The sequence below is a fragment of the Candidatus Aenigmatarchaeota archaeon genome (assembly GCA_016932615.1).
Taxonomy (GTDB): Archaea; Aenigmatarchaeota; Aenigmatarchaeia; order QMZS01; family QMZS01; genus JAFGCN01.
Genome location: JAFGCN010000027.1, coordinates 1 through 11,974, shown reverse-complemented (window position 1 = coordinate 11,974; position 11,974 = coordinate 1). Strand labels below are relative to the sequence as shown.

Annotated in this window: 10 protein-coding genes and 1 tRNA gene; 5 read left to right on the top strand and 6 right to left on the bottom strand. The window is 46.2% G+C overall.

Annotated elements, in window-relative coordinates:
- Positions 1–53 precede the first annotated feature (53 nt).
- Positions 54–2,384, top strand: coding sequence for a valine--tRNA ligase (locus JW727_06120; protein ID MBN2095599.1), 2,331 nt, complete (start codon positions 54–56; stop codon positions 2,382–2,384).
- 43 nt (positions 2,385–2,427) lie between these two features.
- Here the strand turns inward: JW727_06120 and JW727_06115 are convergent, their stop codons facing one another.
- Together JW727_06115 and JW727_06110 are read right to left on the bottom strand one after the other, a co-directional pair.
- Entirely contained in the window at positions 2,428–5,103 is a 2,676-nt protein-coding gene (locus tag JW727_06115; protein ID MBN2095598.1) for a hypothetical protein, read from the bottom strand.
- Positions 5,081–5,374, bottom strand: coding sequence for a DUF424 family protein (locus JW727_06110; GenBank protein ID MBN2095597.1), 294 nt, complete (start codon positions 5,372–5,374; stop codon positions 5,081–5,083). Before JW727_06110 ends, JW727_06115 begins: the two co-directional genes overlap by 23 nt.
- Positions 5,375–5,522: 148 nt before the next feature.
- On the opposite strand from JW727_06110, the gene JW727_06105 reads away from it, so the two are divergent.
- On the top strand, positions 5,523–6,650 hold the full coding sequence (locus JW727_06105) for a hypothetical protein (protein ID MBN2095596.1): 1,128 nt from the start codon (positions 5,523–5,525) through the stop codon (positions 6,648–6,650).
- 43 nt (positions 6,651–6,693) lie between these two features.
- On the opposite strand, the gene JW727_06100 is transcribed toward JW727_06105, so the two are convergent.
- Together JW727_06100 and JW727_06095 are read right to left on the bottom strand one after the other, a co-directional pair.
- The gene (locus JW727_06100; protein MBN2095595.1) at positions 6,694–7,242 is read right to left on the bottom strand and encodes a hypothetical protein; all 549 of its coding nucleotides are present in this window, start codon (positions 7,240–7,242) and stop codon (positions 6,694–6,696) included.
- A 189-nt stretch (positions 7,243–7,431) separates the two neighbouring features.
- Positions 7,432–7,668, bottom strand: a tRNA-Ala gene (locus JW727_06095).
- 96 nt (positions 7,669–7,764) lie between these two features.
- Here JW727_06095 and JW727_06090 point away from each other — a divergent pair.
- Together JW727_06090 and JW727_06085 are read left to right on the top strand one after the other, a co-directional pair.
- Positions 7,765–8,319: a DNA-directed RNA polymerase subunit D gene (locus tag JW727_06090; protein MBN2095594.1), complete on the top strand. Its 555-nt coding sequence runs from the start codon at positions 7,765–7,767 to the stop codon at positions 8,317–8,319.
- Positions 8,320–8,435: 116 nt separating this feature from the next.
- A complete protein-coding gene (locus JW727_06085; protein ID MBN2095593.1) occupies positions 8,436–9,488 on the top strand; it encodes an NAD(P)/FAD-dependent oxidoreductase in 1,053 nt (350 codons plus the stop codon).
- Between the two features lie 48 nt (positions 9,489–9,536).
- On the opposite strand, the gene JW727_06080 is transcribed toward JW727_06085, so the two are convergent.
- On the bottom strand, positions 9,537–10,118 hold the full coding sequence (locus tag JW727_06080; protein MBN2095592.1) for a 30S ribosomal protein S3: 582 nt from the start codon (positions 10,116–10,118) through the stop codon (positions 9,537–9,539).
- A 32-nt stretch (positions 10,119–10,150) separates the two neighbouring features.
- On the opposite strand from JW727_06080, the gene JW727_06075 reads away from it, so the two are divergent.
- Positions 10,151–10,366: a 30S ribosomal protein S27ae gene (locus JW727_06075; GenBank protein MBN2095591.1), complete on the top strand. Its 216-nt coding sequence runs from the start codon at positions 10,151–10,153 to the stop codon at positions 10,364–10,366.
- A gap of 62 nt (positions 10,367–10,428) precedes the next feature.
- Here the strand turns inward: JW727_06075 and JW727_06070 are convergent, their stop codons facing one another.
- A complete protein-coding gene (locus JW727_06070; GenBank protein MBN2095590.1) occupies positions 10,429–11,913 on the bottom strand; it encodes a hypothetical protein in 1,485 nt (494 codons plus the stop codon).
- Between the last annotated feature and the right edge of the window lie 61 nt (positions 11,914–11,974).

Genomic DNA, 11,974 nt, shown 5'->3' with positions numbered 1-11,974 from the left:
AGAGGGGCCTCTTCCAGAAACTGACCTAAAAAAGCTTTAATCAGCAATAATTTATGGATAAATCTTACAAGGAGAACCCGGAACTCATTAAAAAATGGGAGAAGCTTGAGGTTTCAAACTTCAAAAACAAGGGCGAAAAATACGTGATTGACTCCCCTCCGCCATACCCCTCAGGCGAGCTTCACCTGGGAAACACGCTTAACTGGACATGGATGGATGCGATTGCAAGGTTCCAGAGAATGAGCGGAAAGGATGTTTTCTTTGCCCAGGGCTGGGACGTCCATGGGATGCCAACCGAGGTAAAAGTCGAGATGGCCTTTGGAAAGAAAGCCCACGAGGTCGAAAGAACTTTGTGGAGAAAGATGTGCAGGGACTGGTCCGAGAAAAATATTTCCGGGATGAAAGAGATGATAATAAAGCTTGGCTCCTCTATCGACTGGTCAAGCGAATTTCGAACATCTGACCCCAATTACATCAAGCACGTGCAAAAATCCTTCCTTGACCTCCAGAAAAAGGGGTACATCTACCAGGCAAAGCACCCGGTAAACTTCTGCACTACCTGCAGCACTGCCATATCCGACGCTGAGGTAGAGTATGCTGAAAGGGCGACAAAAATCAGCTACATAATTTTCGAAGCAGAAGGCGGGGAAAAGGTGGAGATTGCAACAACCCGGCCTGAGCTGATGGCAAGCTGCGTCGCTGTCGCGGTAAACCCTGAAGATAGGCCAGAGCTTGTCGGAAAGAAAATAAAAGTCCCGATATTTGGGCGGCAGGTAAAGATTATTGCCTCAAAAGAGGTAGACCCAAAGTTTGGAACAGGGGTCGTAATGATTTGCGCTTTTGGCGACAAGCAGGATGTCGAGTGGATTTTGTCAAACAATCTTCCGATAATCGAGAGCATCGACGAAGAGGGGAAAATGGTTGTCGAACCCTACAAAGGGCTCACTACAGCAGAAGCAAAGGAGAAAATTCTTGCAGACCTTAAGGAAAAAGGGCTTGTAACAAAAATCGAGCCCTTGCAGCAAAAGGTAGGAACCTGCTGGAGGTGCCACAAGCCAATAGAAATACTGAGCAGGGAGCAGTGGTTTGTAGCTGCCACAAAATTCAAGGACAAGGTTATCGAGGAGACAAAGAAAGTCAACTGGATTCCTGATTACATGCAGCACCGCCAGATAGACTGGACAAACAACATGAACTGGGACTGGTGCATCTCGAGAAAAAAGGTTTACGGCACGCCCATCCCGGTCTGGTACTGCCCACGGTGCGGAGAGCTTTACCTGCCTAAAGCCGAGGAGCTTCCTGTCGACCCCGCAACAGACACTAGGGAGATAAAATGCAAGTGCGGCTCTCTTATGAGGGGAGAGACAAACACGCTTGATACCTGGATGGACTCTTCAGTCACTATTGCCTACATCTGCTCACTTAAGGGAGAATTTGACAAGATGTACCCGGCAGACCTCCAGCCAAACGGAAGCGACATAATCAGGACATGGGACTATTACCTGATGCTTAGGCACCTTATGTGGCTAGGCAAAAGGCCATATGAAAACTGCCTCATAAATGGAATGGTTTTGGGGGCAGACGGAAAGAAAATGTCAAAATCGCTTGGAAATTATGTTACTGCAAAGGAGCTTCTTGAAAAGTATCCTGTTGACGCGGTAAGGTACTGGACATACCTTGCAACCCCCGGCTCGAACATTATCTACTCTGAAGACCAGATTAAGAGAGGGGAATACCTGCTGATAAAGCTATGGAACTCTGCAAGGTTCTGCTCGCAGATGATGGAAAAGACAGAAAACCCAAAACTGATGCCAGTTGACCTCTGGATACTGTCGCGGCTCAAGGAGACAAATGAAAGGGTGAAAAAACACCTTGAGGACTATGAAATCTCAAAAGCAATGCTTGAAACCGAGCAGTTCTTCGTGTCGGAATTCTGCGATTATTACCTTGAGTTCATCAAATATAGGATTTACCAGGACATGGACGCGGCAGGCGCAAAGTCAACTCTTTACACAGTCCTGCTGTCCGTAATAGAAATGCTTGCCCCATTCTTCCCTTACATAACCGACTCCATCTACTCTGAGCTTTTCTCGGAAAAGGAAGAGGAAGACTCGATTCACCAGAGAAGATTCCCAAGCATAGAAGTGTTCGACGAGGAATCCCTGAAAACTGGGGAAGCCCTTAAGAAGGCAATATCCGAGGTGAGAAAATGGAAAATCTCGAAGCAAGTGTCCCTTGGAAAGGAAGTCGAAATGGTCGAGGTATCGCTCCCTAAAGAAGACCTTGAGAGAATCAAAAAAATCGAAACGGATGTGAAGATGATTTCAAGGGCTAAATCGGTAAAGTTGTGTGAAGGAGAACTCAGCGCTCAAGGCCACCTGTAGCCACACTTCAATGGTTTGAATACTAAAACTAAATTATCTGTCACTAGCCAAGGTATTCCGCAGGCCCATAGGCGTATGTGGGCTCAGGCGAAGCGTATTTGCGGACTCTGGCATTGGGGACATTCCAGGCAGTAACTGAACAGGTTTCAGCCACCTGGTGCTCAGTACACCATATTGCAATTGCATTCTCGCCAACCCGAAGGCCTGAGGTAATTGTTGCAGAGGAACTGCATGTTCCAGGGCAATGGCAACTGCCGCAACCGCAATTTCGTATGTATGTGCCGTCACCGGCATAAACCCACTGGCCGTCGTCGCTTAAAACTGAGATAGTCGATGCAGAAACCGAAGGCAACATAATTTTCGTCCGGATATACATGTCGCAATCCTCACACTGGTTCCAAAAGTCCGCAGAAACATCCGTAATTGCAGTCCATGGGGAGTCGTCATAGCCGACATTTGTCCAACCGGAAGGTCCAGAACAAGCACTGTTCTGAGTACGCGTCCAGATAGTCTTCCAGTCGGGCAGGGAATCAAATGTGCCTGCAAAATTACTTGTCGTGCTTACGGTGGCATTCCCATAATACATATAGATTGTCGTGTTCGTGGTTGCAGGGCTGCTGCAAACAACAGTAAGGTATCCCGTCTTTACATAGCCATAGCAGGTATCGCCACAGTTGGCATTGTTAAAAGTCCAGGTGCACGAACTTTGCCCAATGCAGTTTGGCTGGCCGGCACAACTTGCGCCCGCAGAACTATCACAGGCACCAAGATTGCTGCAGGCAGATGCACCGTACTTTATATACTTTACTTGCGATACAGTCGTGCCTGCCGGACAGGTCGCAGTGCAGGTGCCTCCTTCAGACGCCGAACAGCACTTAGTTGAAGTTGACGAGCCGCTGGAAGGAATCGAGGGAACCTCTACCCAGAATACGGCGCCCAAAGTGAATTTTTTCCTGATAAAGACATCATCCGGGGCAGAAGTCAGCGCATTCGCGCATCCCCAGGTGGATGTTGGAGCAAAAGGCCCATAGCCGGTATTCCAAGCAGAGTCATCGTAGGCCTTCTTGTACCAGTTTGTCGGCTCGCACGGATGGCTGCAGGTATAATACTTGAAGGAAGGGTTTGAAGAACAACTGGAATCCTTTGTAGACGCGCTTGAATCATCATCCGACTGGGCGATTACTGTCCTCCCATCAACAACCAGCTTAAGGTCAAGGCCCCCCTGGACAGTGCCCGTGTTCTCACCTCCATTTGCAACCCAGCAGGCAAGAGTGTTTTCCCCGGATTGCAGGGCACTTGAAACATCCACCTGCTTGTTCCACCAACCGGGCCCATGAGCTTCCGAAAGCACATTTACAACCATCTGATCGTTCAGGTAACACCTTACTCCATCATCATACGCGAGGTAAAGGGTTCCAGAAGATCCCATGCTGGCGCTTTCCCGCCAGTAGTCGACAAGCGTAAAACCGTCCGAAAGCGTAAAGCGCACATCGTCAAAATCGGCTTGCATGGCACTTGCACGAGGCACTTCGAGGCGAACCTGATAATTGGTCAGGCCAGAGGTTCCAAGATTACTGATGTAAACTGGCATCTTATAGGCATATCCAGGAAGCCCGCAGTGCCCGCAGTAGCTGCCGCCGCAGTTAAGCCCTGTTTCGTCGCAGTTCTGAACCAGGTCATTGCAGTGGAATGAAGTCCAGACTCCATTCACGCACGAGCCGTTGCCCGTATTGCACCAATTGTCTGTCGGGTCATCCCCACAACACTTCATCTGTATCGGGTCCCATGTCCCAGAATAGCAGTCCGTGCAGACAGTAGGGCTCAGATCAGGGTCGGCGCAGTTCCCCCCAGCCGATTCGCACCTTCCCTGCCCGGTACACTCGTCATAGGCACATTTGAGCCGATTGACATATTCGCACTGCTTGGATGAATTACAATTTTCGACAATGCAGTCGTCCTGGACACACTGCGAGACCCCACCCGGGCAACAGACCCATCCAGAAGAATCATTCTTCCCCGCACACTCCTCATCGTAGCAGTCCGATTTGCCGTCATTATCCTCATCACCGGGAACATTGCAAAGCTCCGTGTAACTGCACTCGCTGCTGTCTGCATAATCTGTCCGGCCATCGCAATCGTTGTCTATGCCATCATCACAATGTCCCGCTTCTGTAACTCCATAACCTCCGCACTGGCATGAGCAGTCGCCAGAGCAGGTGTCGCTTATAAGCTCAAAGTACCCAGAGCCAAAATCGCCGCACGTCCATTTCGTGTCACCTTCGCAATAGGAGCCCAAAACCGTGCATTCATCGGAACCTGAATTGCTCTGCGAAATCTCGCCAAGCCGGATGTCTTTTCCATACATCTCAAAATTTTTTATGTTTATCAGCCCACCGATGCTTTTAAGCTCATAGTTGAATAGAACCCCCTTGCCAAGGAGGTTTCCCCTCACCATTTGCGCGTAATCCGACAGGTCCCCCTGGCGGTTTTCCGAATAAGTAGTTTGCGTTATGTGCTCCAGACCTGTGAAGATATTGTAATAAAGTAGATCTTCGTCCCTTCGCACAATTGAGGTGTAATCTATCTGGGAATAGCTGTTGAAGATGCTGAAAAAAGTCAGGAGCGAATATGAAAACAGAACTGCGGCGATTATGTACCACTGGCCTTTCTGAATCCGGCCTTTCCTGAGGAATTTTTTAAATCCGGTAAATCTGGACATGGGGTACCCCATCTATAAGTTTAACGCTATTCCTATTAACAATGCCGCTTGCTATGGAACACTCGACGGCTTTTTCCCCGACAAGGTTTACGATGTGGCTGGCCCGAAGGAGTTCAGCCAATTCAGGTGACCCAACAAAACGCTCGAAGTAAAAGCTCTCCCGCACCAGAAAATCAAGCTCCCCATTCTTCAATGTTTTTCCGAGAAGCTCCCTATCACATGCGGCTAGGAGTGAAGGGTTTCCAGGGTAGAATTTGCATGCGATTTGCATAATATATTTCCCGATGCTTTATCTTGGGGCGCTGGTCGGTCCGGGTATTTGCTTAAATATCTATGTTTCCGAAGACTTAATACCTTCAAGGATTAGTTTTACTATGGTGCGCTCAAAAATATTGAAAAACTTTCGGATCCAGGTCCCTATGAAGAGATACGACGCTAGTTGCCGCTTTGAAGGAGAGGTACCGTCCCATCTCGCCGAGATGCTTCCCCTCTTCGGTTCAAGAAATGGAGATGCTTACACTAATTCTGGGGGCAGGGGAGCCATCATCACAAGCCCAGGCAGAAAAAATTCAGAGGAATGCTATCGGATTAAAGGCGCCGACCCCTTTGGATTCACAACCAAGCTTGTCTCCGATTCCGACAAAAACCGAATAGACTTTGTAAATATTGCACGTTCGTCTATTCCCGATAAAACGTTATCTGAAAGGGTTATACTTAATGGCGGGGATTATCCTTTCTGCCTCGACAACAGGAACCTGCCTTTCAACTTTCTTAACCTAACTAGCGCACATTGGGAAGAAACTGCTTTACAGGATCTGTCTAAAAAATATGAAAATTGGGGCCTAACTCACCCCTGCCAATACGTAGGCAGGATAGTTTACGACAAAGTACTATGGCAAGGAAGCCCCGTTTCTACAATGATATTCCTGATTCCAAACGCTGGAAGCGACCTGAGGGAAGAGGAGATTATGTCCCAAATTTGGAGAGAATTATTCAGGGCCCCCTACGACAAGCTTGAAAAATATGGTGGGATGGTGATGGACTTTTACGAAAAGCTCCTTCGAGGTCACGGATTCGAATGCAAGCTTATGAATGATTGCGGGATAAACCCCTCCATAGGATCAAACCGAATGCAGAATTATGTCCTGGGGAATGTTTCAAAAGGAGAAATAGGTCTATCCAGAATTGACCACGAGTTAAGTGAAAAGAAAGGTTCTGCCGCCCTAACCTCGTGCATATTTCCTGTAGTTCCAGACATCAAAAGCTGCATGGCCCAGTTGTCTCTGGCCACCCAAAGCTTAGAGCTTGATGAAGGCTCGTCTATTCCTGATATGGGTCCCTTCCCATCCGGAGGAAAATGCTATTACACTGCAGAGCAGTGCTATGTTGATGGAGAGCCTAATAGACGCGTAGAAATCACACCCCACACAAAGAAGCTCATTAGAGACACTGACAGAATATTTTTCGAAGCTTATAGAACAGGTTCTCCCGAACCGATAAAGGAAACAGAACTGATTCGTCTATGCGAAGCATTAAACATAATCTAACCCAGGCATAATTCTTGATGTATAAGTTCGATAGCTTGATCCCTTAAATCATTCCGCCAAGGGCCAGAACTGTAAAAATCCCCGCAGTGTTCAGGATAAAAGAGAGCATTGAAAATGTCCTTATAGAAACAACTCCGGTAGCCGCGAAAAGAAGGACGGCCATTTCATCGGGAAGGGGGGAAGCCATCACGAAAATGGCAAGAAGGATTATGAGGTGGCTCCTAAGAAAGCACGGCACAAAGCTGCCTATGCGGACACAGACCTTTTCTTCCGAAAGCATCTTAAGCTCATCCGAAAAAGAGTGAGTTACGAACCGGAAGATGATAAGGTCTGCAACCAGCGCGCCGATGCCGCCAATCAGCCCGGCAATAACAAGATTCTGGCTTTTCCCGAGCACAAGCAGGATTGCAGTTGCAGGGGCAGCGGTAAACCCATATGCATAGCCGACTCCGGCAAGAAAAGTCCCGGCATAGCCCAAAGAAGCAAGAGTTTCCCTCACCAAAAACATGCTCCTGGAAGAGAAAATCCAGAAAGCCAGGACAAACGTGAAGCAGAGCAAAAGGAGCTTTGGGTACTTAAGCTTCTGCGCCATACTGCTGGGATTAACCTTCAAAAAAGCCTGCAAAGCCATAAAATATAGCTTTAATTTAGACGTAAACCTACTGTAAGAGGAAGAAATATAAAAACTAATGGACCTGGTGGGATGCTCGTTCTTCACTAAAGCTCGGATGGCACCCAAAGCATCTTCGGGGCTTCAGGTTCGATTATGAAATAAGACTAATGGACCCGGTGGGATTCGATTGTGGAAACCCTTTTCCGGATAACTTGGCTAAAAAGGTCTTCACCCCAAAAGTAAACTTAACGGAGGCCTTATCGGCGTTCCACTAAATTCACGGTGCTATTCCGCAAAGCGGAAACTGCTTTCTTTTGGGATTGAAACCTTTTCTTCGCAAGAAAAGGGCTCACCCACGGCCTCTGCGTTGCAAACGCAGCGCTCTACCAGCTGAGCTACAGGCCCATAACTATAACAAGCGATAAATTTATGGATAATGCTTGAAATGCTTGTCTTGTGAAGATTTCACCGCTATAAAAGGTTTTCTTCGGTAGTTAATAAATGGAAATGAAGGTTAAAAAGAGCAAGAGCTGTGCTGAAATAGAGTTTACAGACTCAACCCCCAGCTTCGCAAATGCTCTCAGAAGGATAATGATAAGCGAAATACCGCTTAACGCCATAGAGGAGGTAAATATTACGGAAAACAACTCAGCACTCCAGGACGAGATGCTCTCCCACCGGCTTGGGCTCATCCCTGTAAAGGGGGAAGGAAGCTTCAAGCTAAAGGTTGAGGGGCCTCTGACCGTAATGTCTGCCAATATGCAGCCAATAGACGGAAACGTATCAATAGAGAACCTGGAAATACCTATCGTAGAGCTGCTTGAAAACCAGCGGCTTGACCTAACCTGCAAGACCCAGACAGGAACCGGAAAAGAGCACGCCAAATGGCAGGCAGCAGTGGTTTCATACGAGTACAAAAACCCTTCTAAAATAAAGCTCTGCGTCGAAAGCTGCTCAACCCTGCCGGAAGAAGAGATTATCAAAAGGGGCCTGGTCATACTCAAGAACAAGGTTCAGGAATTCAAGGACTCAGTTTCCAAGTACAAGTCAATCTAAGCCACTTTTAATTTGATTCTTAGGTAATTTTTAGCTCAGTTTAGCGGCAGGTATAAGCCATTTGGGCTGCAGTGTTATTAATGGAATGCCAAAGTCATTCCTTAAGGGATAAATAAATGCACGACTACCTAATTGTCGGGGGCGGTGTTGCTGGGCTCCGGCTTGGGAGCATCCTGAGAAACAAGAATGCCCTCCTGCTGGAAGAGCACAAAAACCTTGGGCCCCTGCGCTGCTCCGGGCTGGTTTCCTCACGAATACATGATTTTCTCGACCTTGAACGGGGCATAATCGAAAAAGAGGTCAAACAGGCGATTATCAGGTGCGGCCCCAAAAGATATGAACTTAACATAGACTCCCTTGTGCTGGACAAGGAAAAGCTCGAAAAATCCCTTTTGAAGCAGGCAAGGAAAAACCTGGAGGTAATGCCCGAGAGGGCTATTAAGATTACAGAAAGCGAAAACTGCGCCACGGTCCACACGAACAGAGGCACTCACCAGGCAAAGTACATTATCGGCTGTGACGGGGCAAATTCCCTAGTGGGAAGACATTTTCTGAAAAATATGCCAAAAAAAACCTACCTGGGGCAGTTTTTTTACTCAAAAGAGCCGCCAGGAGACGCTTATGAGGTCTTTTTCGACTCCCGGTATTCCGACCTTTTCGCCTGGACTGCCCCACGCAAAGGGCATGTCGAATACGGGCTTATCTCTGAAAAGGACCCCAAAAGGTACGGAAAGGTATTTTTGGGGGAAAAGATGCCCCTAAGGATTATCAAAGACGGCTGCGGGACAATCCCTGTAGGTCTCCAGCGGGCTTCTTTTGGCAAAGGAATTCTTCTGGGAAACGCTGCGGGACAGACAAAACCCCTCACTGGGGGCGGTATCATCTACTCCCTTATCGCTGCTGGTATCGCCTCAGAAGAGCTGGAAGGCGCAAAACCCTCTGGATTTTTGAGGTACGAAAAACGGTGCAAAAAGGCCTTCGGACGCGAGGTATTGCTTCAAAACTGGTTGAGAAAAGCGTACCGGCTTATGGGTGATCCGCAGAAATGCTGGTTTTTAGATCTGCTTTTTGGCAGGAAACGGCGCCTGGATATGGATTTCCCCCTAACCGGGCTACTAGGTTCAATATTTGGAATAAAGAGCCAGAAGCAATCCTCTAAGGCATTTTAAGCCAAATTCATAAAAATCAGCAAAAACCAGAGCATTAAACAGGAAAACCTATTTCCTCATCTCGACTGCTTCCGGCTTCATGAAAATGTTGACTTTGACTCCTATTGAGCCCATCTTTGGAAGAGCCATCGCATAGCCCTTTCTTACGTATTTGTCGGCCATATCCCCGGATTTCTTCATGTAGCCCCTCATAAACTTGTCCTTGTGCGTCTTTGCGCCGCTGAATTTGCCCTGGAAGATTATTTCCGCCCCCAGGACGTTGTCATTTCTCATTATCCGGTTCATGTGGAATTCCGCCAGCTTTCGGTAGTTTTTCCTGTTTTCAAGGCCTCTTGCGATATTGTGGGCGATAATCCTTGGCGCTAAAACGTCGTTAGCAATCCTCTGGATATCTATCTGAGCGTTTTCAATCCCAAATTTCCTCCTTATTTCATCCGTAAGCAAGGATATGGTCTGGCCACCCTCACCGATAATCATTCCCGGCTGGGTTGTGTATATAAGAACCCTGAGGGAAGTCGGCAGGTGTTGGACCTGTACGTCCTCGAAATTGACGTCCTTAAGCCGTGCGACAAGATAATCATAAATCTCTTCTTCCAGAACTCCGTTTTTTATGAAGATTTTTTCTTTCATTACTTATCTTATAAAATTTTTAAATCTAGATTATGGCAAAGAAAGAGAAGAAGAACCCGTCAAAGTCCAAGCACAAGCTTGTAAAGAAGAGTTCCTTCTATAAGGTGGAAGGCGAAAAAGTGGTCCGGAGCAGGGAATTCTGCCCAAAATGCGGCCCTGGTGTCTTTATGGGCAAAAGGAAGCTTGCTGACGGCAAAATCAGGCACTACTGCGGAAAGTGCTTTATGACGATTGAGAAAAAAGAGTGATTTAACACTACATTAAAATATATATTTGGGAGTAGTTTTTTATCTGCAATATGTTTATAAAACTACTTTTTACCTCGCAAGAATTTTTTGCTTTCTATGGGAAAATCTTTAGCCAAATTATCCAGATACCATCTCATACCCTCACATATTGCAACTGCTCCTGCCGGAACTGTTTTTCCATTATTGAGGTGGATTCTTAAGAACTTTTCGAAAAAATCTCCACCCCCCATGTTGCCAGCCAAATCATATTCTACAATTCCGCCCTCCCAGCTCGAAAGAAGGTACTTTTGCACTATGTTATGAAGTTCAGGAGTTTTGATATGTAAAATGAATGTCAATTCAGGCTTAAATGAAGATATATCTATAAAGAATCCAGTAGGAATTATCTCATAGTTCTTTGTAGACAGCTTTTTCAGATTAGGATTGCCTTCAAGGAAATATTTTCCTGGAAAAACCTGTTTGAGAGATTTCTTTTCAACAGGTAAGCAAAAAATGCCGAGAGGGTCTCCTCCATCATAAGTTTTGACTGCCCCCTCAAGCTTAAAAAATTCTTCCAACAATTCTCTGAAAATGGAGTACGCAAAAGAGTACTCCTCGTAAGCTCCCCTAACTGCGCTCATCGGCTGAAAAGTACCTGAGGGCACGACTCCAAGGTATCCCGGATATTCCATCAACCTATCACTTCTCTGTTGAAGGAATGTTGAGTAACCCCCGTCCTTTCGCTTCATTATCAAAAAAACATTCAGCCCGACTTTTGCAGGTCTTTTTCTGAAATCCTCAAGGAAATTGAATTTTATGGCTTTTCTAAGGACAAAAGTATTTTTCCTGTGAGCATGATTATAATAAAATTCTTTCTGGCACAATTCATAGGTCTTTATAAAATTGAAGTAACTTCCACTGCAACAGGACAAGACAATACCATCACTAACCTCCCTTACTTTAAATATATCGTAGGTATCCTGATCCCAGAAATTATCCCCCATTTCGCAGTCCTTCCTCAGAAAATCTACGTAATCAGAAATGCCAAAGTGTTTAAGGAATTGCTTTCCTTTTCCCCCGCCAAGCTCATGACCTTTGGCATTGTCTGAATCTTCATGTCCAAGCTCTCTCTCCAGATAACCCAAATCAAGAGGTGTTAAGCTTACTCCAAATCTACCCTTGCTCATGCTTCTAATCCAACTTTTCTTATAGAACAGAGGATAACTGTACAAAGATTTGTCCTTGATGTCCAAATTTACGCCCGAAAGAGTTTTCTGGAAGTATATGGGGTTTACCTGAAAATACTTGTTTTTGGCTCTTTTTATATCTTCGGAATGATGTCTAGATAATTCCTGATAAAGGTAAGCGTACGTGCGTTTTTCCGGCTTTTTCTGCCCGACAGCATTTAGGACTCCCCTAGTATGTATTTCCTTGAATTTTTGCTTTTCATCTTCCTTACTGTTGCTCAAACAAGACCTAACCCCACTAAAAAAATTAAATATATTATTAAAGAAACCGGTTAACCTATCTAAGAAAATTACTGCAAGAAAAAGTATAGCAATGCCCACCGACAAATCCGCTGCCATAATAACCCTTTGGGCATATATAACTTATTTGGGCGATTTATCC